Below are 26046 nucleotides of genomic sequence, written 5' to 3'. Positions count from 1 at the left end.
GCCTGTTGCGTCGCACTCTTGTACTGTATTGCATGTCTCAGCAGCCCCGGGTGTAACAGCGCATGTTAGCAACAGCCATCTTCTAAAAGCATAAAAATGATAAGTGAAAATCTTCAGCACGCCCATAAATTCAGTATACTGCATCCGTTGTTTTCAAAAGCATTTGATTGGTTGAACGCCGCAAAAAACACAAACATTGAACCAGGTAAATACGAAATCGAAGGAGATAAACTTTTCGCCATTGTGCAGCAATACGAAACTTCAGATGCTACTGCATTGCACATGGAAGCACACAGGAAGTACATTGACATACAATACATGATCGAGGGCGAAGAATTGGTTGGCCTGGCATTCTTTGACAACCAAAAAATTGCATTACCATACGATGCAACAAAAGACTTCCTCGAAGTAAGCGATCCACCGGTATGCTTCGCGCCTTTGTCTGCAGGTAATTTTATGATCTTTTATCCTACTGACCTGCACATGCCCTGCGTGAAAGTAGCCACGCCGGCAACAGTCAAAAAAGTAGTTATAAAAGTGATGGTATAAAAAAGAGCAAAACGTTTTGTTTTGCTCTTCGTGAATACTACCGGGTAACAACGCAATCGTATTGCAGGTTATACTGCAAATGATTATATATTTTCAATTACCATAGCACTGGCGCCACCACCACCATTACAAATACCGGCCGCGCCATATTTAGCATTGTTTGCTTTCAGCACGTTAATAAGCGTTACAATAATTCTTGCGCCACTGCAACCCAATGGGTGGCCTAAAGCAACTGCCCCGCCATGCACATTAACTTTTGCCGGGTCTAGTTGCATGCGGCGTGTATTTTCTATACCAACCACGCTAAACGCTTCATTTAGTTCCCAGAAATCAATATCACTCATTTGCAAACCAGCTTTTTCTACTGCTTTAGGAACCGCCAATGACGGTGTTGTGGTAAACCACTCCGGTGCCTGCTCCGCATCAGCGTAAGCTTTGATTTTTGCAATAGGCTTTAACCCCAGTTCTGCTGCTTTTTCTTTGCTCATCAGCACCAGTGCAGCCGCACCATCATTCATGGTGCTTGCATTTGCCGCGGTAACAGTTCCATCTTTTTGAAACGCCGGGTTAAGCGTCGGTATCTTGTCAAACTTTACATTAAACGGTTCTTCATCTCTTGCAAAGATAACAGGGTTCCCTTTGCGTTGTGGTATTTCTACAGGCACCACTTCATTATCAAACTTACCACTCTCCCAAGCAGCCTGGCTGCGTTTATAACTTTCTACTGCAAAACCATCCTGGTCTTCGCGGGTTATGCCACATTCTTTTGCACAAAGCTCTGCAGCATTACCCATGGCTTTTCCATCGTATACATCTGTAAGGCCGTCTTTTGCAAGTCCGTCGATCATAGCAGCGTTACCATATTTATTACCCCACCGCATATTTTCTACATAAAAGGGCACGCTGCTCATATTCTCCATTCCGCCTGCAACTACTATATCTGCATCACCCAAAGCAATACTTTGCGCTGCCTGTGCAATTGCTTTCATACCGCTGGCACAAACTTTATTGATCGTGGTGCAATTCACTTCATTGGGTAAGCCTGCAAATTTTGCAGCCTGCCTGGCAGGTGCCTGCCCAAGGTTTGCCTGTATTACACAACCCATTAAAACATCCTGTACCTGGCCTGGTTGTATTCCTGCTTTTTCTACTGCTGCTTTAATGGCCACAGCACCAAGCTTTGTTGCTGATATATCTTTCAAACTGCCGCCGAAACTGCCCATGGGAGTGCGTACAGCGGAAACAATTACAACTTCTTTCATATAGCTTTTATAATTTGAAGCAGCGAAGATAACATTTGTTAGTGTAATACATAGGCGCATAGCAATGAATATGCAGTGCGGCAATTGATGTGAGGAACTTTTCGCAAGTATGTGCCTGTGACAGTTGAATAAAGATGCAACCGGCAAAGCCCGCAGCCTGCAGATGCACATTGTTATACAGTACAAGTGAGTGACACAACCAAAGCTGAGAAGTGTTACTATTGCCGGCTACACAACATAAAAAAAGCACAACATTGGGTTGTGCTTTCAGATAAAAATGCTATAAAATTTATTGCTTGAGGAACTTTAGCATTACCGTTTTCTTTTTCTCTTTTATGGTTACATAGTATGCGCCAGGCAATATCCTGCTTACGTTGGCCGTGTAGGCTTCTTCGCCGGAAGAGCGGCTTTCGAATATCACTTTGCCGTATACCGCCGTAACGGTGATATGCGTTTTAACAGCGGGATCTAACCCAAAAATTTTTAGCTCGTCTTTTACTACATATGGATAAATACTAAAACCTTCTGTAATAGAAAACTCGTTGGATGTAGGATTTACAAGCGGCCTGTCATCGTACAGCCTGTTGGTAATGTTTAGTGAATCTTTTTCGGAAGACTGGGCATGCAGTTGGTTAACGAATGAACATGCAAACAGCAATGCCATTAAAAGCCAATTCTTTTTCATAAGGTACATCTTTAAAAGGTTTATGATTCCTGGTACGAATTACTGGCACAAAAGTATCATGCAAATATTTACTCATATATTAAAATCCTGTACCAAAAAGACATTCGGATTAAAAGCCACTTAATTCATTTAAGAAAAAAATTTGGCAGTTTAAGAACAGGGCATTTACCTTTGCGACAGTTCTTTAAATACTTATCAAGAAAGGCAGAGGGATTAGGCCCGATGAAGCCTTGGCAACCCTTACAAGCTACTCACTTGTAAGAAGGTGCCAACTCCGGCCCGCGTTGCGGGCAGAGATAAGTCAGAGTAAAGTTTGATTGATTGCGTACAAACGCTAAACATATTAAGCTCATCTGACTCTCGGATGGGCTTTTTTATTTGCTGCAAACAAAGCCCGCCGATTGTTCTGATCTCTGGTAAGTTTTGATTAAGGAATTACAAAAACATTTTTTAAACGCCGTACAGCGGCACAAAACAAATTATCATGAGCAAGCAACATTTCGAAACATTGCAACTGCACGCAGGTCAGCAGATTGATCCTACCACAAAATCCCGTGCAGTACCTATTTATCAAACTACATCTTATGGTTTTGATAATGCAGAACATGCTGCCAATCTTTTTGGACTGAAACAATTTGGCAACATTTACACACGTATTATGAACCCTACCACTGATGTTTTTGAGCAGCGCATTGCTGCTTTGGAAGGTGGTGTGGCTGCGCTGGCAACAGGCAGCGGGCAGGCAGCACAATTTCTTGCCCTCAACAACATACTGCAGGCGGGCGACAACTTTGTTTCAACCTCTTATTTATATGGCGGCACTTATAACCAGTTTAAAGTCTCCTTTAAAAGACTGGGCATTGAAGCACGTTTTGCAGATGGAGATCATGTAGAAAGCTTCGTACCGCACATTGATAAAAATACAAAAGCTATTTACCTGGAAACGATCGGTAATCCACGGCTCAACATTCCGGATTTTGAAAAGTTTGCAGCGCTTGCCAAAGAATACGACCTGCCGCTTATTGTAGACAATACTTTTGGCGCCGGTGGCTATTATTTCAAACCCATTGAATGGGGTGCTGATATTGTTGTGGAATCTGCCACAAAATGGATTGGCGGCCATGGTACCAGCATTGGCGGGGTGATTGTAGATGCGGGTACCTACAAATGGAACAATGGCAAGTTTCCACAGTTTACCGAACCATCAGAAGGATATCATGGTTTGAAATTCTGGGATGTGTTTGGTGAAGGCAACCCGTTAGGGCTACCAAACATTGCATTTGCTATTCGTGCACGTGTAGAAGGGCTGCGCGACTTTGGTGCAGCACTTTCACCATTCAACTCCTTCCTGCTGCTGCAGGGCGTGGAAACGTTATCGCTGCGTGCAGAACGCCACGCACAAAATGCACTGGCTTTGGCTCAGTGGCTGGAACAACATCCTGCTGTTGAATATGTTTGGTACCCGGGCCTGGAAAGCAGCCCTTACTATACAGAGGCCAAAAAATACCTTACCAACGGCTTTGGCGGTGTACTGCAGTTTGGTATAAAAGGCGGCAAAGAAAAAGCAGCAAGGCTGATTGATGAACTTAAACTTGCCAGCCACCTGGCAAATGTGGGCGATGCAAAAACATTGGTCATTCACCCCGCGTCTACCACACACGAACAACTGAGCGAAGAAGAACAGAAAGCAAGCGGCGTATTACCAAACCAGGTACGTGTAAGTGTGGGTATAGAACACATTGAAGATATAAAAGCAGACTTTGAACAGGCTTTTCAAAAAGTGAGTACACCACAGTTTGCGCTGAATTAAGTATGTTTTATGAGCCAGGCTAAAGTGCAGGCATATAGCTTTCGTTGCGTCGCACTCTTGTACGCCTGGCACTTTATGCAGCAACAGCGGTTCGAACTTTGTTCAAAGTAATTGAATGAACTAAATATTATCAGTTTCGGGCCTTAGCCCGGAACTGATACATCCATTACAAGGTGGCTGCCGGTAAACAAGGTTGTGCCCCTTGCAGCATAATGACCAGAACGTTGAAGTGAGTGACACAACAGGAGCCCAATAGTAGTAATACAGTTAAGTACCAAACAAAAAAATCTTTGCAACCGGAAATATTTTATTACAACAATTCATTTACACTTGAGAGCGGCAGAACAATCCCCGGCTTTCACCTGGCCTATACTACGCTGGGAGCACTTAATGCGTCTAAGAGCAATGTGGTATGGATATTCCACGCGCTTACAGCCAACAGCAACCCTGCAGAATGGTGGTCTGGCCTGGTGGGCGAAACAAAATTGTTTGACCCGTCCAAACATTTTATTGTTTGTGTAAATATGCCCGGCAGTTGCTACGGCAGCATTGCCCCGCTTGATACCGACCCGCTTACAGACAAAACGTATTATCATGATTTTCCTTTTTTTACAACGAGGGACATGATAAGGTCTTATGAACATTTGAGAACTTATCTAGGCATTGATAAAATCTGGATTGGCATCGGTGGTTCTATGGGCGGCCAGCAATTACTGGAATGGAACATAGAAAACCCTGATCTGTTTGAATTTATTTTTCCGATAGCCACCAATGCAGAGCACTCGCCCTGGGGTGTGGCCTTCAATGCATCTCAGCGCATGTGCATAGAAAACGATCCTACATGGAAAGAAGAACAGGTAGATGCGGGGCTTGAAGGAATGAAGATTGCACGCAGTATTGCACTGATCTCTTACAGGCATTATGAAGCGTACTCTAAAAGCCAGCAGGGCTTTACTACAGCAACAGAAGGAAAAAGCATAGACCACAAAATTTTTAAAGCAGAAAGCTACCAACGCTACCAGGGAGAAAAACTGGCCAAGCGCTTTAATGCATTCAGCTATTATTTTCTCAGCCATGCAATGGATAAACACAACGTAGGCAGAGGGCGGGATAGCGTAAGGGCTGCATTACAGAGCATTAAAGCAAAAACGCTGGTTATCAGTATTTCATCAGATGTATTGTTCCCCACCAGCGAGCAGGAATTACTTGCCGCATATATTCCAAACGCTAAACTGGCGGTTATAGATTCTTACTATGGACATGATGGTTTTCTGCTGGAATTTGAAACAATAGAAAGTTTAGTAAAAGATTTTATTAACACAAGTTACCGGCAACCTGTTACCGGTAACCAGTAACAATAAGTAAAATGAGCACAGACAAGCAACTGGTAATTGGTTTATTTGGTTTTGGCGTAGTTGGTGAAGGTTTATATCGTGTATTAAAGCAAACCCCGTCATTAAAAGCCACCATTAAAAAAGTTTGTATTAAACATGCCGGCAAAAAAAGAAATGCGCCGGATGAATTGTTTACAACCAATAAAGATGAATTGCTTTACGATAGCAATATTAATGTAATAGTAGAGGTAATTGACGATGCTGATGCAGCGTTTGATATTGTTACTACAGCGTTTAAAAACGGCAAGGCCGTGGTAAGTGCCAGCAAAAAAATGATCGCTGAACATTTACCCGAAATACTGGCCCTGCAGAAAGAAACAGGCCTGCCTTTTCTTTGCGAAGCCGCCGCATGCGCATCAATACCCGTTATAAGAAACCTGGAAGAATATTACGACAATGACCTGCTGCATGGTATAAAAGCTATTGTAAACGGCTCTACCAATTTTATACTTACCAAAATGTTTGAAGACAAGCTGGATTACACCGAAGCGTTATTGCTGGCGCAGCAGCTTGGCTTTGCAGAAAGTAACCCCACCCTGGATGTGGAAGGATACGATGCATTGAATAAATGGACTTTATTACTTACGCACGCTTACGGTATTGTAACCAAATCAGAAAACATTGTTTTTACCGGCATACAAAACATACAGGGTGCCGATGCTGCCGTAGCTAAAGAAAAAAGCTATGATATTAAACTCGTGGCGCAGGCGCAGAAATTAAAGAGTGGCAAAGTGGCAGCTTTTGTGTTGCCGCAATTTGTTCCGCACGACGATCATTTAAGCTTTGTAAAGAATGAATACAATGGCGTGGTAATCGAAAGCGGTTTTGCAGACAAGCAATTCTTTTACGGCAAAGGCGCCGGCAGTTTTCCGACTGCGTCTGCTGTGCTGAGTGATATATCTGCATTGCGTTACGATTACCATTACGAGTATAAGAAACTATATTACCATACACCCGGCGAACTCACCAATGACTTTTATGTAAGAGCTTATGTAAGTTTTAATAAGCTGACAGATATACCCAAAGAAGATTTTGAATGGATAGAAGAATGGCACGGCGGGCAGGACAGAAGTTACCTGATCGGTGTGATCAACTTCAACAAACTGGTTAATGACAAGTGGTGGAAACAACATGGCGTATCATTTATCCTTACACCGGAACCCATCATTGAAGACATTGAAATAAGAGGGCTGAAAAAAAGAAGCCTCGAGCTTGCGGGAATCGTGTAATCTTTATTGAGTGTGTTTTATATTGAAAAGTCCCGCATTGCTGCGGGACTTTCATTTGCCTGTTATACCACTTTAAGCAACTTCGTTTGTATGGTTGTTGGGCACTTCATCTTCTTCATTGCTAACCGGCTCTGGCACCAGCTCTTCTTCAGGTCGTTTTCTGCCGGTAAGCCATTTTCTTATGCCGTAGTATGCAGCAACGGCGCCACCTGCAATCAGTTTCCAGAATTTAAGTATCAGGGCCCAAAAGCCCACTTTAGCCAGCACTTTGCCCGCTACCAGACCGCCAACAGTATAAGCAGCTATCTTATCTGTATTATCATCAAAATCTGCATAAGCATTGCCTTCTGTAAAAGAAGCCATATTTAGTATGTTGTCAATATTTTCTTTTACCAGGGGCAGTTCATTCATAGAAGCAACCGCGTTAAGCGATAACACGCCCTTGCGGCCAAGCACACGCACATCATAGTTTAGCGTATGTACACCCCCGTTATCGCTAAAAACAAGGTCTTTTGCCCAATGCAATACTTTTCTCTTATCGTCATAAAAAGGCTTTTGCGCCCAGCCTGCCATATGTATTGCAGGGTAGCCTTCTGCCATACGTTGTTTATTATCTTCAGTTTCACTGTCCTGCAATTCTTTCAACATCTCGTCATAGTCCACATCTTTTGCATCGTCGTCTTTTACATATCCCAGGTCCTGGAATGTAACAACAAAAGCAAAACTGCTGTCAGTAAAGGGCGAAGATGTTTCCGGAAAAATCATACCCAGCACACTTGCGTCTTTAGGGTTACCCCACAGTTCTTCCAGTACGTAATGGCTTTGTGCTGCATCCAAAAATTTAAACCCTGCCGGAACATTTAGTGTTGCAAAACCACCATTCAGCGTTATTACTCCATGCTCATACTTCATCGCACGATTTACAGAATCGGCAGTCTTCAGGTATGCTACAATACTTTCTTCAGTTGAATCACCGATTGCTGCAGCAGCAGTATCCGGTTGAGCAGTAAGTTGACTAATACAAAAAAACAGGGAGGCCAGGTAAAGGGTTATTTGTTTCATGAAAAGCGTTTAAGGTTGTTGCAAAAATGCTGATTTACAGCCAAAATTGAATAACCTTAAGAAAAATTAAGGACAGAAATATGGAGCCGGGCAGCAGAATATGCATTAAGCTTTTGTTGCGTCGCACTCTTGTACTGCAGTAAGTAAACGGGGCAACGCGTCGAAGTCCGGTATCATTACATCATAACCAGGCGTAAAACAAGTGTACAAGCCGTGAATTGGTGTCCTGGATTATTTATTGGTGTAAGGAATTTTACTTAACCCTCCTGACCTCCACCAGCGTCATTACTTTCCCTGCGTTTAAAAAGATCAAAATCAGAAGAACCAAATTTATAGCTGAAGGTTAAACGGAACGTCCGCACATTCCAGCGGTTGTAAGAATCCTGGTAGAAATCGTCTGTATCGTATATAGTTCCGTAACGGCGTGTGTTGAAAACATCGTTGATGCTAAATGATAATGCCGCGGCTTTGTTCTTCAGCATCTCTTTGCGTAATGCAAAGTCGGTGACAAACTGGCTTTTTCTCCTGCCCTGCGGAATTACTTCGGGAGATTCAAACTCTGACAAAAGCTGGAAACTCAGGTTGTTGAAAAGCTTGCTGCGATCAGAAACGATTTTATAATTGGCAATAAATTTTGTGTCGTAGTTAAAACCTGCATTACTAAGGTTGATTCCTTTTACATCTGCACTGGTCTTCCTGTACATAAGATTGATGCTGTAAGTGAGATCCAGGTTTTTAAAGAACTTTTGTTGTAGTGTAAATTCTGTACCCAGTCTGTTGGTATAACCTGCATTGATGAACGTACTGAGTATTGCGTTTGGTGACACTGCGGCATTGTTAAGTTTATCGTATAACTCGGCCGATATTGTGTCGCTGTATTCTGTAACATCACCGATATTATTACGGAAATATACCACACCTAAAAAACTCCCGTTTTTCATCTTATTAAAATAATTTACCTCGAACGAGTGGGTAAACTCAGGCATAAGGCCAGGATTGCCCTGCGAAATATTTAACGGATCATCAATATCTACAAATGGATTTACTTCCCAGAATCTTGGCCTGCGTATTCTTCTTGAATAATTGAACTGGAGCTCCTGGTTTGCATCAAGCTCTTTGGTAAGGAATAAACTGGGGAACAAACCATCCAGCAGGTTTTTAAAACTGGCGGGATATGCATAACCAAAATGTGTATTGCTATCCAGCAACTGGCCATCAAGTTTTGAAAGCTCCGTTCTTAAACCCAACTGGTATTTGAATGTTTTCCATTTGTTGGCATAGTTGAAATAACCGGCATTCACTGTCTCCCTGTATTTATAATTATTGCTTAAGGGCAGCTTTGTTTCACTGTTGCCATTCTGCGCATAAGTAGCAAACGTTGTGGTTGAATTACTGGTAAAACTTCTTAATCCAAACTCTATCTTTTTATTTTCATTTACCTGGTTGCTATAATCCAGTTGAATGGTAAGCTGATCATCATCACCAGAACCTTCATTACGAACACGGGTATCCGGTGCATATGGACTGCCATCTGTATCCAGTAAAATTGTATTGATTTGTGTACCGGAAGTACGGCTGCCTTTATTATAGGTTATATCAGCCGTAAGTTTATGATCAGGCCGGTTAAAAGTCCTGTCAAATGCCAGCACGCTGCTGCTGCGTTGAAATTTTGTACTGCCTTCAGATAGCCGCGTACCGGTATAATCAAGTATAAATTGCTGGTCAAAATATTGCTGGTCCTGTAATTCAGTGTTGTTGAATCTTCCGTTGGTTATACCTTGTGTGAAAGAAATGGTTGATTTATCGTCTATAAAATAATCTGCACCGAAACGAACAGAATTGAATTTTCGTTTGCGTTCATTCTCGGATACCTGTGTAAAATAGTCAGTGATTACATTATTAGATTTATTCTCCCTGTAAGCTTCTCCCCTTGCTATACCGCCGGATTGATTGTAATTGCCACTTGCAAAAAAGTTGAAGCTTTTCTGGCGCAGGTTTAAACTCAGGTTGCCATTCAATACCTGAGGTGTACCGCCACCAACAGACGCCAGTCCGTTGAAACCTTTACGCTTATTTTTCTTGAGTACCACATTTACGATACCGCCTGCACTGGAAGCATCAAACTTGGAAGACGGATTGGTAAGTAACTCCACTCTTTCTATGTCGTCTGCCGGAATCTGGTCGAGCGTAAGAATGGTTGGCCTTCCATCTACCAATATCTGTGGACTGCTGTTGCGCATTTGCACATTCCCGTTCACATCTACAGTAATTGACGGAATGTTGCGCATTACATCTACCGCGGTTCCACCCTGCGCCGTAATGCTTTTTTCTACGTTAAAAATTTTCCTGTCTATACCAAATTGCATAGCCGGCTTAGCCGTTGCAGTAACCACCACATTTGCCAGGGTATTCGCTTCCGGCGCCATTGCAATGGCCTCAACATTTTTAACAATCATTGATCTGCCGGTTTCGTCGTTAAACACAAGTGCCTTACTTTCTGAACCATAACCTACCGCCGAAATGATCATGATATATTTTTTTGCATAAGGCATACTATCAACAACGAACCTGCCTTCATTGTCTGCCACGGCATATGCCGTAAAATTGTTGGAACTGCTAGTGTCTGAAACGATCTGTATCAATGCACCGGAGATGGCACTGTTGTTACTTTTGTCAAGTATTTTACCTGTTACTTTTATCACTTTATCATCGTCGCCTGCAGGAGCCGCGAACAGATGATTGCAAAAACAACATAAGAGGAGAACAGGTAAAACAAGTTTCATGGTGCATTAGAGTTATAATGAAAAAATTATCCGTTATGGCCGGGCCCGTATGAGAACCGCGCAATGTGCATTGAAATTGATAACGCCTTTCTAAGTAATTGATTAAAAGACAAGAATGCTGCCACAAACGAGGTTGCAAGGTCTGTCAAAACAATTGGATACCGTCACCGTAAGACATCAATTAACATTCTCCTTACAAACAACTGTTCTTATTGTTGTACTGTGTAGAAACTATTTTACGGCCGCCCGGGTACGAGAAAAAACAGACACACAAATGCCCCATCTTCTGTTTACGCAGCAAGATACTGATCGCTTCAGCCGCCACAACGGTGGAACGTACAAGTGAGTGACACAACAGGCGATGCCATAACATACAAAAGCCTGCAAACAAATATACTTTTCTGTTCATAAGCACAAGTAATGATACGGTAAGCCTGCGTATTACGAATACTTACCATAACGGCTATTGCTTACCTTTGCGGCGCAAACAAATTATATGAGGGAACTCTCTGTTGTTATTCCTGTGATGAACGAGGAAGACAATATAAAGCCAATGATAGAAGCTGTTGATGCGGCACTGACACACTACGATTATGAAATGATCTTTGTGGATGATGGCTCTACTGATGCAACACGCCAACGCATTAAAGAAAATCTTACTGAGAGAATACAACTGATTGAGCTTAGAAAAAATTATGGCCAGAGTACTGCAATGGCGGCCGGTATTGATTTTTCAACCGGTACATATGTAACCATGCTGGATGGCGATCTTCAAAACGATCCATCTGACATACCCATGATGCTGGAGAAACTGAAAGCGGAAGATTGGGATGTTGTGGCCGGTAACCGGAAAAACAGGAAAGACGGGGCTGTACTACGCAAAATACCCAGTAAAATTGCGAATGCCATTATTCGCAGCATGACTAAAGTGTACATACAGGACTACGGTTGTACACTTAAAGTTTTCAGAAGAGAGATTGCGGAAGACCTTGGCCTGTATGGCGAGCTACATCGCTTTATACCTGTACTGGCAAGCATGCAGGGCGCACGTATTGTGCAGGTAGATGTGAAGCACCACGCAAGAAGATTCGGGCAATCGAAATATGGATTGGGCCGAACATTCAGGGTAATGAGCGACCTGGTAACGATGGTCTTTTTTAGAAAATACAGCCAGAAGCCGATGCACCTCTTTGGCACCATGGGTTTCATCAGTTTGTTCCTGGGTATTATCATCAACATATACATGCTGGTGCTTAAAATAATGGGTGAGGATATATGGGGCAAGCCTATGCTCCTGCTTGGTATGATTTTATTGCTGGGCGGCATACAACTGATAACCATTGGCATTCTTGCCGAAGTAAGTATGCGTACGTACTATGAAAGCGGCAACAAAAAAACCTACCAGGTAAGAAAGGTGTGGACACAACAACCAAATGCTTAGTTAAGCCTGTATTGCATGGCGGCAAATAATTCCGTAAAATCGTTTCTGAAACTCCTGCTGAAGATTGCTGTTACAGTGGTTTGCTTGTGGTATGTAAGCAGCAAGGTCGACTGGGCCAAGAGTTTTTCACTGATACAACAAAGCAACTGGTGGTGGCTGATCTTTGCCACCATTTTGTTTACTGCATCAAAAGTTGTTTCTGCATTCAGATTGAATATTTACTTCAGGAATATTGGCGTACAGCTTTCCGAACAAAAGAACATGCAGCTTTATTGGCTGGGCATGTTTTACAATCTCTTTTTACCGGGCGGTATAGGTGGTGATGCGTACAAGGTGATACTACTCAACCGAACTTTTCAATACCCTGCAAAGCAACTGACAGCGGCAATTTTGCTCGACAGGATTAGTGGCGTTGTTGGCCTGGGCATACTTGCGGTTATTTATTACTTTGCTGTTTTTGAAGGTGGCAATTATGCAACCGTTTTATTAATAGCCGCAGTACCGGGTTTGGTGCTATACTATTTTATTGTAAAGAAATTTTTTCCCTCTTTTGTAAAAGGTTTCTGGTCTACGCTATGGCTTGGTTTAGCGGTACAGGCATTACAGGTATTTTGTGCTTATGCTATAATGCAGGCACTGCATATTAATGAACACCAAACGGTTTACATACTCCTTTTTTTATTGTCTTCGATTGTTGCAATATTGCCGCTGACCATTGGTGGTTTGGGAGCCAGGGAAGTAGTTTTCTTATGGGGCAGTAATACCATTCTTCACCTTACCAATGATGCTACACCTGTAAGTATAAGTATTACGTTTTATCTTATTACACTTGCTATTTCATTTGCCGGCGTGTATGGGGTTTACAAAGCACCCCTGAAAAAAACAGCGTGAAAAATCACACTGCCTGTAGTGAATTATCACCTTTTCCTGCGCTATAACCTTTAATACATTTGTTTTACAAACAACAGTAAATACGATCAACAATTGTTTTGCTTTTTACTGTTCACCGGGCTACTTTAATAAACAATTGCCGGCTTTTTCACATAATTTTATAAGTTATCTATCATATTCATTACGGACGAATCAACTGACATTTAAACTAACCTGTTGTTAACCACTATGGAGATCAACACCGGGGCTGCCCGCAAGGGCGGCCCGCTTTTTTAGTCGGCAAACTGCACAGAATAAACCATCGGCAAATAGTTATTAATTACCTGCCAGCTATCTCCTTTATCGTGTGAAACAAAGAGATTACCGGTTGTTGTACCAAACGCCACGGCATTGCCCGATGTGGCAAGCGCATGACGATAAACAATATCATAGCAATTCTCCTGTGGCAGGCCGTTGCGTTGTTGTAGCCAGGTTTTGCCGCCATCATCTGTTCGGCAAATACACAAAGCACCTTTAATAGATACGCGGATAGCATCGCTGTCTGCCGGTGCTACCCAGGCCTGGTCTGGGCTATCGTCTGCCACGGCTATAGCAAAACCAAATTTTGCAGGCCCCTGCTGTTCGCTGATGTCCTGCCATTGCATGCCGCCATTTGTAGTGCGAAAGATACCGCAGTGGTTCTGCTGCCAGATCGCATCCGGGTTTGCGGGTGCTGCCACCACAATATGTGGGTCGTGACCAATCTCTGCAAAAGGGTCAGGCAAAAAATCGGCGCGCAAACCAGTATTTTTTGTTTGCCATGTTTTACCCGCATCCACCGTTTCAAAAACACCGGCACAACTGATACCGATGTACACATGATCTTCATTCCGCGGGTCTACCACGATCGAATGAATACCCGGCAAATCCCTGCCGCCACCCATCCATTGGGTTTTACGTGTGGGGTGGCTCCACAACGATTCAACCAATTCAAAACTGTCGCCACCGTTTTCACTTACAAATAAACCGCCCGGGTCTGTGCCCAGCCATATTCTTGATGTATGATTGTTGCCGCCATGACTGATGGACCAGATATATCTTGTGGCTGCGGGTACGCCATCTTTTACTTCGGCACCTTCGGGGTAGGCTGGTGCGGCCACTTCTTCCCATGTTTTGCCGCGGTCGTTGGAACGATGCAGTTTTACACCCCAATGCCCGTGATCTAACGCAGCCCACCACCTGCCATTGCGCGGGTCGGCATAAGCAATGGATACGGGTACACCTTCAAACGACAGGTTTTCGGCCTGCCAGTTACCGTTTTCAAAACGATAGGCCATCAAACCTTTACGGGTGCCCAGCAGCAACGTTTTTTTCATAGCAGTTATAAATTTAAAAAAAGCACTAACCACCGGAAAGTGCCTGTATAATGTATATCTCGCTGTTGTTATTAAAGGTATCAGAAAGTGTACCCCGGTCATTAATCATGTTGCCATCTATGAAGATGTTTACATGTTTGCGCAATTGCCCCTGTTCATCCAGTAAATAACTTTTTAAGCCAGGATATTTCGCTTCCACATCATTCAGTACATCCTGCAAAGAATGACCACTTACGGGCATTTCCTGCAATGCGGGAAAAAATCGTTTTAATGCATTGGTGAATTTTACTACAGGCATCTTGTCAAACAATCATTTACTTAAAGATATCCGATTACGCACAAAATTTACAGTGCAGTTTTTGGAGCCCGGCATTTGTATTTCAATGTAGCATCGTTGCGTCGCACTCTTGTACGGCAAAGCACACTTCAACTGCTCCGGGTGTATCTTCGCCATTGCTGCCGGCATGCTGCTGTCCCACCACACTATTACCAAAATTAATTGTACCGGTTTGTATATAAAAGGGGCAATAAAGACAAATATGCAGGCAGATTGCGACAATAAGAGCAATCAACATTTTTGATAAGCGTATGTAACCTTAGAATATAGTTGTTACAACGTTGTTTTGTATCTATAACATGCCGGTATAAACTGCACGCTGCAGCCGCCATAAAAACGGAACGCACAAGTGAGTGACACAACAGGAGATGCCATGAAAACTACTGCTGAAACATTTATCATACACACATGCCTGCTACCGGTTATTTGAAATGAATGCGCACTATATGCCGGCCGGATATCGCATACAACTGGTTATTTGCCTCAAGATAACTGGCAACCGGCAAAGCAGTAAAATTGGTGAGTGCAGCAGGCAGCGTTGCACTGGTGCAAACCACGAAACGGCCATTGTGCAAGAGCTTTGCACCACTTATATTGCCCGCTATCTCATAATTCCAGAGAAGTTTTTTAGTGGTAAGATCTACGCTGTAAATGTGGTTATCGGCTATACCGGTGAGTACGTTCTTTTGTATAAAGATGAGCCCGTAATTCCTGAAACCAAGATCTATACTGTCGGTCATTTTATTGAGGCCGGGATGATAAAAATACAGCTTTGGCAATCTCTTGAATTTTGTTTTCATGCTGTAAACGACCAGCTCTTTCCACGTAGCAATACCGGCAAAATTAAAACCGGTGAAAGGTGTATAATCTATGCCATAAATTTTGCCGGCAGCAGCATTGTACACACCGATGGATGCGGCATTTCCAATACGTATTACATCGCCGGCGCCTACAAGGTTGCCATTGTTGTCTTTCACCATTTGAAACGTATGATGAAAGCCTGCAGCCGGTGTACCCTCACTTTTCCAAAAATGCAGGATGCGGGGATTAGCATTTGCATCCTGTGCATTTACGTGTTTACCATTGATGGTGGTTTGTGTAGTCCAGGGCCTGTTTTTATTCCAAAGCATTATAAAGCCACTGGGGTAACCAGACAAATAAATCATGCTGTCATTAAGCGCTGCAGAAGAATAAATATTATAGCCCGTGGAACCCAACAGGTAAGCACGTTTTTCTTTTAGGTTATAGCGGTAATAATTGCCATAATAATCGCCGGCATAGTAAATATTATCCGCATCATTGGGGAAAGCAAAAAGCTTTTTGATACCTGTTTGTATAGCGGCATTTTTTACAGTGACGTAATCGTATTTTTTGTTATCAAAGGAAAAGTAAACGCGTGAAGACGAAGGATCGTAATACCGTGAAAAGTTTGGATTGATCTGTGGTGCAAACAGCGTGGCAATACTTTTACCACCCTTGTTTTCTTTTACGGCAAATGGCTGCCCCTTTTCCAATTTAAACAATCCTTTGAGTGTATCAGTATTGATACCGACATACACGCCATTTTCAAAGGCATTAAGGTCGAACCGGGTATTGTTGGGAATTGAAAACAGGAGTTTCTTTTCTTCTGTCTGCTTATTAATAGCCCACAGGTTTACAGACCTGCGCTGGCCGGTTTGTGCATATGCATAGTCTTTATCGCCGGTTATACTTAGTACGTAGTCGTTATTACTGTCAATCAAATGATGCTTAATGAATTGCTTTTGCTGCAAGTCATATTCACTCCAGTATGTACCGCCGCTGCTGCTGCCAAAATATAGCCGCTGGTTGTTGCCGGCAGACAATGCATAAGTCAATGCATTATTATTAATAAAGGGGCTGCCAAGATCTTCATAATAAATAGAATCTCGAAGGTTGAGTTTGAGCATTTTCCTGCGGGGATAGAGCATGGAGAGGTATATGTTTCCTTCTTTATCGTACGTATGATTCCAGTAATAGCCCTTACCACCACTAAAACCACGAATAGTTTTGTACTCAGCTTTTTTAGTTTGCGTTTCAATTCTTACCAGTTCAAGGTCTGCTGCATTTCCATGCTGGTCTGTATGTTCTATAAAACCGGTTATATAAGTATTGCCATTTGAAGCTACGCCGGTAAATGGTGCCAACGCAAAAGAGCTGATAAACGCCGATGCGCCGGGTAAAGTATCAATAGTATATGGTTGTGCAGATGCGGTAACACCAGCAATGAGTAAGAGTGCTAAAATTTGCTTCATGATGAGGGTTTGCCTGGCAGAGAACATAAAGAATGCCTGTTATATAACATAATTAGTTAAAACTAATATAGCGATTACCATAGTTTTGCACCATTCAAAAGATTTTCATTGTAAAACGAAATTTATTTTGATCAATCAATCAGCATACAGACCGGCATATACGTATTTGCTTTTCTTTATACTCCTTTTCGTTTTGTTGTTCAGGTTAGGTGCAACACCTATTTACATCCTGGATGAAGCGAAAAATGCACAGTGCGCCCGGGAAATGATGCTATCGAAAAACTGGATAGTACCGACATTTAATGGTGAGCTGAGAACAGATAAACCTCCGCTGCATTATTTCTTTATGATTGCTGCTTACAACATTTTTGGTGTAAGTGAGTTTGCTGCCAGGTTCTTTTCGGTAATCATGGGTGTGCTTACCGTTTTTGTTACGTTCTATTATACCAAACGCTTATACAACCGCCACGTGGCATTTTGTACTACGCTTGTATTGGTAGCCAGCACACATTTCCTGTTCGAATTCAGGCTTAGTGTGCCCGACCCCTACCTGATCTGCTTTATAACGCTTGGGCTTTTTAGTGCGTTTACGTGGCTACAGGAAGGGAATGCACGGCAATTGTATGTAGCTGCCGCTGCACTCGGGTTAGCTATACTCGCAAAAGGACCTGTAGCACTTGCATTGCCAGGCCTCTGTATTTTATTATGGGTGCTATTGTCAAAGAAGTGGGGCACCATTTTTACCTGGCATCTTATACCGGCCGGTATGCTTTTACTGGCAATTGCAGTGCCGTGGTATTATGCTGTTGACAAAGCCACTGATGGCGCATGGACCAAAGGCTTTTTTATTGACAACAACCTAAACCGTTTTTCTGATCCGCAGGAAGGGCATGGCGGCTTTTTCCTGGTTACATTATTATTCGTGCTTATTGGCTTGCTGCCATTTATGTCTTTTATTGGCGAAGCCATTAAACAAAGACGAAAAGTATTTCAACACCCTGTAACAAGATTTGGTGCTCTTGTAACGATAATATTTGTTGTTTTCTTCAGTATCTCCAGCACCAGGCTGCCCAATTACCCCATGCCCTGTTATCCTTTTGCGGCGGTTGTGTTAGGCAGCTTTTTATCAAGGCTGCTAAACAGGGATATTATTTCCAAAAAGTACCCCGTATACATACTGTTGGTTTTTACGCTTGCGCTGCCTGTTGCGGCCTATTTTGCCATTAAGGCCGAAGGCGAAGCTGCACAGCTTGCTACGAGTCTTCCGTTCTTTATTTTGCCGGCGGGCCTGCTGATGATACCCGCCGTAATAGCGGCGAGGTGGCAACAAAAAACGGCATTCATACTCTTATCGTTTACCGTACTGAATATCGGGGGTTTGTGTTTTGCATACCCGGCATTATACAATCAGAACCCGGTGAGTAAAACAATCCATCTTGTGAAAGATGCGCCGAACGTGTACGCCTATGATATTTTTAACCCCGGCTACCGTTTTTATTTGGATAAAAATATTCCACGGGCGTTTGACAGGGGTACTATTTTGCACTGGCTGGACAGCACCTCTAATGCCATCATTATTACCAGGACAGATTACCTTGATTCACTGAAAGGTTTACCGCTAAAAGAGATTGCCAGACACCATGATATTTTTGAATTGCCTACAACAGTTATTCTAAAACATGAAACAACACCTTAACCGGCAAAATTTTTTTACAGCAGCTGTTTTTTCACTCGTACTTGCACTGGTACTTTTTTTCTTTTCCTACAACGTGGGAAAGGATGAGTTGTTTCTTGTGCTTAACGGCGATGAAGGACCATTAGCTGATACGATATTTAGTATGCTTACATTTGGTGGTGACGGCATTATATGGCTGCCTGCGTTATTGCTCACGCTGTTTATCATTAAAAGAAAAGACGCTTTTATATTGCTGTTATCTGCATTTGCTTTATCTACCATATTTATACAGGGCATCAAAAACTTTATTCTTCCCGGTGAGCCAAGACCTACCAAGGCTATTGCAGACATCTCTCTTATACATACTGTAACAGGTGTTGATGTACATAGCATTGGCAGCTTTCCTTCCGGCCACACAGGTACTGCGTTTTGTATTTATTTTTTGCTTTGTTTACTCATTCCTAAAAAATGGTGGATTGCTGTGGGGTTTCTATATGCAGCAGGTGTTGGTTACTCACGCATTTATCTTGCCCAACATTTCCCGGTAGATGTTGCCGCCGGCATTGTGATCGCCATTATTTCAGTCTGGTGTAGTATGCTGATACAGGAACAAGTATGGCGCAGTAAAGCAGCCCGGACTCTTTAGGTGCATTATAACCCTGCTGCTGAAAAAAGCGTGGTGACGTAACCCTGATCGCTATCGCTCAACAGCAGCACAGCCGTACAAGTGAGTGACACAACGAAAGCCCGATGCGTGTACATCTGCCTGCTAAAAAAAATTTCCTGCGCTACCGGGCCATGTCAGAATAATTGTTGTCATTCGCATGTTCGTCCAGCCTTGGTTCATTCAATGTAACAACGCGTTTTCTTTCTATTCTTTTTCTCATGGTCATATTCAGCAATTCCACGGCAAATGAAAAGGCCATACCAAAATAGATGTAGTTCTTGAGGTGTAGTTCATGCGCTTTTTCAGAATCCCACCCTTCTATGATAAGACTTAGACCAATCATTACGAGAAATGACAGCGCCAGCATTTTGAGTGTGGGGTGTTTATGGATAAAACCTGCAATTTTAGGACTGAACAAAAACATTACGACCATGGCAAGTACCACGGCCGCAATCATTATTTCCACGTGCTGCGCCGTGCCGCCGGCTGTAATGATACTGTCAAAAGAAAACACTGCATCTATAATCATGATCTGCACCACTGCCTGCCCAAAAGACAAGCCCGGCTTGTTCTTTACATCCATATTCGGATCTTCTCCTTCCAGCTTTCCGTGAATTTCTTTTACAGATTTATAGATCAGGAACAAGCCACCAATAAGCATTACAATACTTGCCAGGTCGAAACCTTTGCCATAAATTGTAAACACCGCTTTACCTTTTTGGCTCAACAACCAACCCAGCGCAAGCAAAAGTAAACTGCGGGAAATTATGCCGGTTATCATCCATGTGCGTCGTGCTTTTTTTTGCTGCTTCGCATCTTTAAGGCGGTTCATGATAATGCTTACAAAAATTACATTATCAATACCCAGCACAACTTCGAGAATGACCAATACAAAAAAACTGATTAAACTTTCGCTTGTAAATAAATGTTCCATTCAAAAGATTTTATAATAAGTTGACAAGTGCTATCTATTCTTACGCAAATAAGTGCAGATATTTTTTACGATGGCAGGGCCCTCGTAAACAAAACCCGTCCATACCTGTACCAGAGATGCGCCGGAAGCAAACTTTTGCGCCGCATCTGCCCCTGAAAAAATTCCCCCGCTTGCAATTACCGGAATCTCGTTATTCAGCTGATCAGAGAGATAATGCAACACTTCTGTAGCATGTTTCAATAATGGCTGACCACTTAAGCCGCCTGCACCAATTTTTTCGACCTCGCTACCAGGCGTTAACAGGCCTTCGCGGCTAATGGTGGTGTTGGTTGCCACAAGACCATCCAGCTTAACCTGAAGGGCGAGCGAAACAATATCATCCAGTTGTTCCTTCGTAAGGTCTGGTGCAATTTTCAACAGCAACGGTTTTCTTTTGTTCATGCCGTTATTGATGTGCTGCAGGTTGCCAAGTATTTTAAGCAGCGCATCTTTCTCCTGCAAAGCACGCAGGCCAGGTGTGTTGGGACTGCTGACATTTACAACAAAATAATCTACATGATCAAACAACTGCCTGAAACATATTTCGTAGTCTTTCCATGCATCTTTGTTTGCAGTCAGTTTGTTTTTACCAATATTGCCGCCTATGACCATTGCTGAATGGCTATTTTCCCCCCGCCATGTTGCCAGCCTTTCTGCAATAATCTCCACGCCGTCGTTGTTGAAACCCATCCTGTTTATAAGAGCCTTATCCTGCGGCAACCGAAAAAGACGTGGTTTGTCGTTGCCTGCCTGTGGCTTCGGCGTTATCGTTCCAATTTCAACAAAACCAAAGCCCAGGGTCTCAAGTTCTGTCAGGTACAACGCATTCTTATCAAAACCAGCGCCAAGACCAACTGGGTTTTTGAAATGCAGGCCAAAAAGGTCTTTTGCTAATGCAGCATCGTTAAATGAAAAATTGCTTTGGATGATGCTTTTGACCGGCGGTATTTTACAGGCTGTGCGCAACGCATTCATGGAGAAATAATGTACATCCTCGGTCGGAAAATTGAATAAGATGCTGCGTATAAGCGGATACATGGCGCAAAGAACAGTGATTTGCTGCAATTTAAAAAGTAGTAGAAAGAAGATTTTTGGGGCCCGGCATGGAGCTTCGTGGCATCACCTGTTGCGTCGCACATGTGAGCGTTCCCTTTTTATAGCGGCTGCAGCGTTCTGTTTTACCGGGCAACGTATGATGACGGTTTGTGTTGAAATTTTTTCCGGGCAGGTATCCATTTCATACCCGTTAGCCCCGCCGGAAAAAAAGCCAGTCTTTTCTCCATCAATATCTCTCTGCTAAATTTGGATAATTTATTTTTATCGTTATCTTTGCGCTCCAAAAAACTACCTAAGGAGGTATATAAGTTATGCTAATTATCGATTCAAAAGATTGCGAAAACATTGACAAGGCACTCAAAAAGTACAAGAAGAAATTTGAGAAAAGTAAAGTTCTGTTGCAGTTAAGAGAGCGCCAGAGTTTCACCAAGCCATCTGTTAAACGTCGCGGCGAGGTTTTGAAAGCTATATACAAGCAGAAGATAGCGAGCGGCAAGATCGAAGCTTAATCATTAGTTTTAATACCTAAGATAGTAACAGCCATAAGGTTTATCTTTATGGCTGTTTTTTTATGCCATTGTCTCAACCACATATACAACCGTTTTTAGATTACCTGCAATTTGAAAAGCGGTATTCGCAGCATACACTTATATCTTACCAGACAGACCTGGAACAATTTTTCGGCTTTCTTGAAACAGAATTCAGCGAAACAGATCCTGCAACTGTAAAGGCCACGTATATACGTTCCTGGCTGGCAACGTTAAAAAGTGAAGAACTGGTATCAAGAAGTATCAACCGTAAAATTTCTACACTTAAATCGTATTTTAAATACCTGCTTAAACGGGGCATCATATTGCAGAGTCCGATGACTACAATAAGTTCTCCGAAAGCAAATAAACGTCTTCCATCTTTTATAGAAGAAAAGGGAACCGAGCAATTGTTTAACAGGACTGCAACACCTCCAAATGAAAAAGAGACATGGAAACAAAGAACCGATAAGTTGATTCTTGCTTTGTTTTACCAAACCGGGATGCGCCTGAGTGAACTGATTCAACTGAAAGAGAAACATGTAGACTTTTCCTATGGCCAGCTAAAAGTTCTTGGTAAAGGAAACAAAGAGAGAATTATACCTGTTTCAAAAGAACTGTTGCAGGAGCTGACAGCGTATATAGCAAGCAAACCGTGCAGGCTCACTGATGTTGATGTTGTACTGGTGAACGAAAAAGGGAAAGCGCTTTATGCCAGGTATGTTTACAATACCGTAAAAGCAGGTTTAAATGGTGTAACAACCCTGGAAAAGAAAAGCCCGCACGTATTGCGACATACATTTGCCACACACCTTATGAATAATGGTGCAGAATTAAATGCAGTGAAAGAATTACTCGGCCACTCAAGCCTTGCGGCCACCCAGGTTTACACGCACAACACTATTGAAAAGCTAAAAGATGTATTTAAAAAAGCTCATCCAAAGGCTTAAAATACTTAACTGCTTTAAGCAAAATTTACTGTTAAGATGACTCCAAAAAAGCGCCGCAAAATTTGATTTTATAAAGCCGTTTCGGTAACTTGAAGTTGATTTAAAAGATATCCTATGGCATTAAATCAGCCAGAAGTTCTTTACTTATTGTTCATCTTTAAAAGTGATTTTCTATGAATGTAAACATCCAATCTGTTCATTTTGATGCAGATGTTAAGCTCGTTGAGTACGTAACCAAAAAACTGGAAAAGCTTAGCACATTTCATGACCGAATAGTTAAAGTGGACGTTTTCCTGAAACTTGATAATGTAGTTCACACGATCAAAGACAAGATTGCAGAAATCAGGGTGCATGTACCGCGTCATGATTTCTTCGTAAAGGCTTCTTCCAAGTCTTTTGAGGAATCTTTCGATTCTGCACTGGAGTCTTTGGTAAACCAGATAAAGCGTAAAAAGCAAAAGCAGGCTGCCTAAAAAATTTTCAAGGGTCATGTTGTAAAACATGGCCCTTTTTTTGTGCACGGAAAAACATGCTCAAAAGAAAACTAACCGTACTTATTGCTTCACTCACTCTTCTGCTGCCAGCCTGCAATACCGGCTATGTTGAAACAAAAGCTTACATATTTGAGCGAAAACTTACCGGCCAGGGCAAGCTGATGGTTTGCTATGCCTTTAATGCCGGAAAAGCTGTTATGAAGGACTCTTCGATACTTGAAAACTTTGTGGTGCCACAAGATTCTGTCCTGATAAGTTACAAAAAAAATAACCCGGCAAACAGTAATATACTGGTGCCGGGCATTGAGAATTGATTGTTGGGCAATTATATCTTATAGGCCATGTCCCTAAAGTTTATTCAACTTCATTGCATGCTGAACTTTGTTTTCACTAATGATATTTATAACATAGGTTCCTGCTGAAAGTTTACTTACATCTAATCTTACCTGGTTAATTCCTGGGATCGTATTATAGTTTATACGAATAAGAGCCTTACCGGAGATGTCGATAACCTGTATGGTTGCTGTTTCCTGCTTTGCAGCAGAAAATTTAACCGTGGTAAAATCTGCTGCCGGGTTAGGAAACACCGATGATCTGCCTTTGTAGCCTTCTGTTGCATGTTCTACAGACACAGGTGCTGCAATAGCTACACTCATGCCTATTTCAACTTCGGCACTTGTATCTACAAGACCATTAGAGCAAACAGCGATAACACGATATTTACCCGGTGCTGATGCGGTAAACTTATTTCTGATGAAGTTAAGGGCCTCGTATTTCTGAACACGGTTATTACCTTCGTCAGCAACATACATATCCCCGGAGGTTGAAATAGACAAACCTGCAGGATGATTTAAGCGACCTGGCTGGCTACCGACACCACGGCCACCTGCAACGGTAACACCGAAATTCATTCCGGTAACCCATTTCTGTATACGGTTATTAAAGTAATCACATACATACACCCTACCCATATTGTCAACAAATAACCCTCTTGGATCATTTAATTGCGTGCTGTCTTCCCCGCTGCCATTACCTCCCGCAACCGTTTCACCGGCGGAAGCTCCGGGAGCCCATTTTTGTACACGATTATTAGATCTGTCTGACACATAAATATTTCCTGCAGCATCTACAAAAATGCCAAAAGGATTTCTAAACTGGTTGGCATTTGAACCGTAACCATTGCCACCCGCAACAGTAACACCCATTGTAGCTCCCGGTGCCCATCTTTGTACGCGGTTATTGTCAGCATCGGTTACATAAACATTGCCGGAGCCATCTACAAAAACATCTTTGGGGCTTGCAAGTTGGTTAGCGCCTGCCCCATAACCGTTTCCTCCTGCTACGATAACCCCTGAGGTAGCGCCGGGCACCCACTTTTCAACACGATTATTAAAAAGGTCTGCTATATAAACATTGCCGATACCATCTACATAAAAACCCTGTGGAAGGAATAATTGGTTAGATGCGGAACCTAATCCATTACCACCGGCTACCGTTACTCCTTCTGTTGCACCAGGCGCCCATTTTTGCACCCGGTTATTGTTTCCATCAAGCACATACACATTACCTGCAGCATCAACATGAACATCACCAGGGGATGCAAGCTGGGTTGACGTTGCACCATAATCGTTGCCACCGGCAACAACAGCACCTTTTCTTTTATACTGTGTTTGATAGGACGTATAAACATCCTGGCCATTGACCTGCCACTGTAAAACTTCTACATGGCAATCACCGGTTTTTGCGGCCAATTGCCCCCCCAATGTTGTGGAGCCCGCAATGGTAACCGAACATTGGGCATTAGCTGAAAACCTGGCGAATAATAAAAAAATGGATGCAACAAACAGTGTAGATTTTGTTTTCATAGTACTTCTTTACGGATTAAATATGATTCCAGTTCATTAAATCGTGAAATGGGTTGTATGTTTTCTTTTTTTGTTTCCAACTTTTATAATTCTTCCGGGGATTTAAACCTAGCACGAAGCCTGTTTTGCTGTGCAGGAGTAAAACCTTGAATAATTAAAATTTTGTTCAGGACAGGGGGTATACTGTCTAAAACATTTTAATTACAGAACTAAATTCATTGGATATTGGGTACGTTCTGTGTTTTACTGGACTCTAAAGGAGAGATGTTAAGCGTTTTGGTTTCCTGGATACTGGCCGGGTTAGAACTGCTGAGTTATGTACTACAGTACAAGTGAGTGACACAACCAAAGCTACATTCCTGTTTTGTAGCCGGTACAGAAAAACTATATTTCAACTACTTCTGTGCTACTAACGTAATCATGTAGTGTTTTATTTAAAAACGGAATAAAAAAACAATCTACAATAATCAACCTTGCAATACTACGTAGAAAAATTATATGAAAGCGTGGTTTAAGGCCTTTTTTATTGACAACTTTTGAGTAAGATGCCCACTTACCGGGGGTTCTGGCCCAAATGGATTCAAAAAAAGTATAATAAACCAATGTTACACCACCATAGATATAAATCGTATTTATATATGGATAGCTCCAATACACAACGTAAAAATTCCACACCTTACTTAGAATAAAAGTAATGATACCGGCTATGAGTGAGTCTAGAAAAAAGTTTATAACCCTGGTGCCTACGCCAACACGATTCATATTGCA

The 26046-nt window shown here is 42.4% G+C and carries 23 protein-coding genes and 1 riboswitch; of the genes, 12 read left to right on the top strand and 11 right to left on the bottom strand.

Features of this window, described 5'->3' with window-relative positions:
* Positions 1 to 96 precede the first annotated feature (96 nt).
* Positions 97 to 549 carry a NanQ anomerase/TabA/YiaL family protein gene (locus tag I5907_RS12280; RefSeq protein WP_196991113.1) on the top strand — a complete coding sequence of 151 codons (453 nt, stop codon included), beginning with the start codon at positions 97 to 99 and terminating at the stop codon, positions 547 to 549.
* Positions 550 to 632: 83 nt separating this feature from the next.
* Here the strand turns inward: I5907_RS12280 and I5907_RS12275 are convergent, their stop codons facing one another.
* Together I5907_RS12275 and I5907_RS12270 are read right to left on the bottom strand one after the other, a co-directional pair.
* Entirely contained in the window at positions 633 to 1811 is a 1179-nt protein-coding gene (locus I5907_RS12275) for an acetyl-CoA C-acyltransferase (protein WP_196991112.1), read from the bottom strand.
* A 289-nt stretch (positions 1812 to 2100) separates the two neighbouring features.
* Positions 2101 to 2496 carry a T9SS type A sorting domain-containing protein gene (locus I5907_RS12270; RefSeq protein ID WP_196991111.1) on the bottom strand — a complete coding sequence of 132 codons (396 nt, stop codon included), beginning with the start codon at positions 2494 to 2496 and terminating at the stop codon, positions 2101 to 2103.
* Between the two features lie 189 nt (positions 2497 to 2685).
* Positions 2686 to 2799: riboswitch (SAM riboswitch) on the top strand.
* Between the two features lie 181 nt (positions 2800 to 2980).
* Between I5907_RS12270 and I5907_RS12265 the strand changes: the two genes are divergently transcribed.
* The 3 genes from I5907_RS12265 to I5907_RS12255 all read left to right on the top strand — a co-directional run bounded on the left by I5907_RS12265 (position 2981) and on the right by I5907_RS12255 (position 6929).
* On the top strand, positions 2981 to 4306 hold the full coding sequence (locus tag I5907_RS12265) for an O-acetylhomoserine aminocarboxypropyltransferase/cysteine synthase family protein (RefSeq protein ID WP_196991110.1): 1326 nt from the start codon (positions 2981 to 2983) through the stop codon (positions 4304 to 4306).
* A 290-nt stretch (positions 4307 to 4596) separates the two neighbouring features.
* Positions 4597 to 5661, top strand: a complete 1065-nt coding sequence (locus I5907_RS12260) for a homoserine O-acetyltransferase family protein (RefSeq protein WP_231402092.1) — start codon at positions 4597 to 4599, stop codon at positions 5659 to 5661.
* An 11-nt stretch (positions 5662 to 5672) separates the two neighbouring features.
* Complete coding sequence (locus tag I5907_RS12255) at positions 5673 to 6929, top strand: homoserine dehydrogenase (RefSeq protein WP_196991109.1); 1257 nt, start codon at positions 5673 to 5675, stop codon at positions 6927 to 6929.
* A 72-nt stretch (positions 6930 to 7001) separates the two neighbouring features.
* Here I5907_RS12255 and I5907_RS12250 read toward each other — a convergent pair whose 3' ends face one another.
* Both I5907_RS12250 and I5907_RS12245 read right to left on the bottom strand, forming a co-directional pair.
* Entirely contained in the window at positions 7002 to 7991 is a 990-nt protein-coding gene (locus I5907_RS12250; RefSeq protein ID WP_196991108.1) for a DUF2167 domain-containing protein, read from the bottom strand.
* Between the two features lie 257 nt (positions 7992 to 8248).
* Positions 8249 to 10774: an outer membrane beta-barrel protein gene (locus I5907_RS12245; protein ID WP_196991107.1), complete on the bottom strand. Its 2526-nt coding sequence runs from the start codon at positions 10772 to 10774 to the stop codon at positions 8249 to 8251.
* A gap of 496 nt (positions 10775 to 11270) precedes the next feature.
* On the opposite strand from I5907_RS12245, the gene I5907_RS12240 reads away from it, so the two are divergent.
* Together I5907_RS12240 and I5907_RS12235 are read left to right on the top strand one after the other, a co-directional pair.
* Positions 11271 to 12215 (top strand): glycosyltransferase family 2 protein, encoded by a 945-nt coding sequence (locus I5907_RS12240; RefSeq protein ID WP_196991106.1) that lies wholly within the window; start codon positions 11271 to 11273, stop codon positions 12213 to 12215.
* A gap of 15 nt (positions 12216 to 12230) precedes the next feature.
* Positions 12231 to 13106, top strand: coding sequence for a lysylphosphatidylglycerol synthase transmembrane domain-containing protein (locus I5907_RS12235; protein WP_196991105.1), 876 nt, complete (start codon positions 12231 to 12233; stop codon positions 13104 to 13106).
* Between the two features lie 272 nt (positions 13107 to 13378).
* Here I5907_RS12235 and I5907_RS12230 read toward each other — a convergent pair whose 3' ends face one another.
* From I5907_RS12230 to I5907_RS12220, 3 genes are all read right to left on the bottom strand, one after another.
* Positions 13379 to 14461 carry a WD40/YVTN/BNR-like repeat-containing protein gene (locus I5907_RS12230; RefSeq protein ID WP_196991104.1) on the bottom strand — a complete coding sequence of 361 codons (1083 nt, stop codon included), beginning with the start codon at positions 14459 to 14461 and terminating at the stop codon, positions 13379 to 13381.
* 25 nt (positions 14462 to 14486) lie between these two features.
* Complete coding sequence (locus I5907_RS12225; protein WP_196991103.1) at positions 14487 to 14759, bottom strand: MoaD/ThiS family protein; 273 nt, start codon at positions 14757 to 14759, stop codon at positions 14487 to 14489.
* 461 nt (positions 14760 to 15220) lie between these two features.
* The gene (locus I5907_RS12220; RefSeq protein ID WP_196991102.1) at positions 15221 to 17071 is read right to left on the bottom strand and encodes a hypothetical protein; all 1851 of its coding nucleotides are present in this window, start codon (positions 17069 to 17071) and stop codon (positions 15221 to 15223) included.
* A 127-nt stretch (positions 17072 to 17198) separates the two neighbouring features.
* Here I5907_RS12220 and I5907_RS12215 point away from each other — a divergent pair, with 127 nt between their 5' ends.
* Both I5907_RS12215 and I5907_RS12210 read left to right on the top strand, forming a co-directional pair.
* Complete coding sequence (locus I5907_RS12215; protein WP_196991101.1) at positions 17199 to 18767, top strand: ArnT family glycosyltransferase; 1569 nt, start codon at positions 17199 to 17201, stop codon at positions 18765 to 18767.
* Positions 18751 to 19392 carry a phosphatase PAP2 family protein gene (locus I5907_RS12210; protein WP_196991100.1) on the top strand — a complete coding sequence of 214 codons (642 nt, stop codon included), beginning with the start codon at positions 18751 to 18753 and terminating at the stop codon, positions 19390 to 19392. The genes I5907_RS12215 and I5907_RS12210 overlap by 17 nt, the downstream gene beginning before the upstream one ends.
* A 142-nt stretch (positions 19393 to 19534) precedes the next feature.
* On the opposite strand, the gene I5907_RS12205 is transcribed toward I5907_RS12210, so the two are convergent.
* Entirely contained in the window at positions 19535 to 20347 is an 813-nt protein-coding gene (locus I5907_RS12205; protein ID WP_196991099.1) for a TerC family protein, read from the bottom strand.
* A 30-nt stretch (positions 20348 to 20377) separates the two neighbouring features.
* Positions 20378 to 21424, bottom strand: a complete 1047-nt coding sequence (locus I5907_RS12200) for a quinone-dependent dihydroorotate dehydrogenase (RefSeq protein WP_196991098.1) — start codon at positions 21422 to 21424, stop codon at positions 20378 to 20380.
* A 329-nt stretch (positions 21425 to 21753) separates the two neighbouring features.
* On the opposite strand from I5907_RS12200, the gene rpsU reads away from it, so the two are divergent.
* From rpsU to I5907_RS12180, 4 genes are all read left to right on the top strand, one after another.
* Positions 21754 to 21951 (top strand): 30S ribosomal protein S21, encoded by a 198-nt coding sequence (gene rpsU / locus I5907_RS12195; RefSeq protein ID WP_196991097.1) that lies wholly within the window; start codon positions 21754 to 21756, stop codon positions 21949 to 21951.
* A 62-nt stretch (positions 21952 to 22013) separates the two neighbouring features.
* Positions 22014 to 22919: a tyrosine-type recombinase/integrase gene (locus tag I5907_RS12190; protein WP_196991096.1), complete on the top strand. Its 906-nt coding sequence runs from the start codon at positions 22014 to 22016 to the stop codon at positions 22917 to 22919.
* A 173-nt stretch (positions 22920 to 23092) separates the two neighbouring features.
* Positions 23093 to 23392, top strand: coding sequence for an HPF/RaiA family ribosome-associated protein (locus I5907_RS12185; RefSeq protein WP_196991095.1), 300 nt, complete (start codon positions 23093 to 23095; stop codon positions 23390 to 23392).
* 56 nt (positions 23393 to 23448) lie between these two features.
* Positions 23449 to 23727: a hypothetical protein gene (locus tag I5907_RS12180; protein ID WP_196991094.1), complete on the top strand. Its 279-nt coding sequence runs from the start codon at positions 23449 to 23451 to the stop codon at positions 23725 to 23727.
* 33 nt (positions 23728 to 23760) lie between these two features.
* Here I5907_RS12180 and I5907_RS12175 read toward each other — a convergent pair whose 3' ends face one another.
* Both I5907_RS12175 and I5907_RS12170 read right to left on the bottom strand, forming a co-directional pair.
* On the bottom strand, positions 23761 to 25278 hold the full coding sequence (locus tag I5907_RS12175; RefSeq protein ID WP_196991093.1) for a T9SS type A sorting domain-containing protein: 1518 nt from the start codon (positions 25276 to 25278) through the stop codon (positions 23761 to 23763).
* Between the two features lie 384 nt (positions 25279 to 25662).
* Positions 25663 to 26040, bottom strand: coding sequence for an RDD family protein (locus tag I5907_RS12170; protein WP_196991092.1), 378 nt, complete (start codon positions 26038 to 26040; stop codon positions 25663 to 25665).
* Positions 26041 to 26046: the final 6 nt, after the last annotated feature.

The organism is Panacibacter microcysteis (genome assembly GCF_015831355.1).
Taxonomy (GTDB): Bacteria; Bacteroidota; Bacteroidia; order Chitinophagales; family Chitinophagaceae; genus Panacibacter; species Panacibacter microcysteis.
This window is presented reverse-complemented; position numbering and strand designations above follow the sequence as displayed.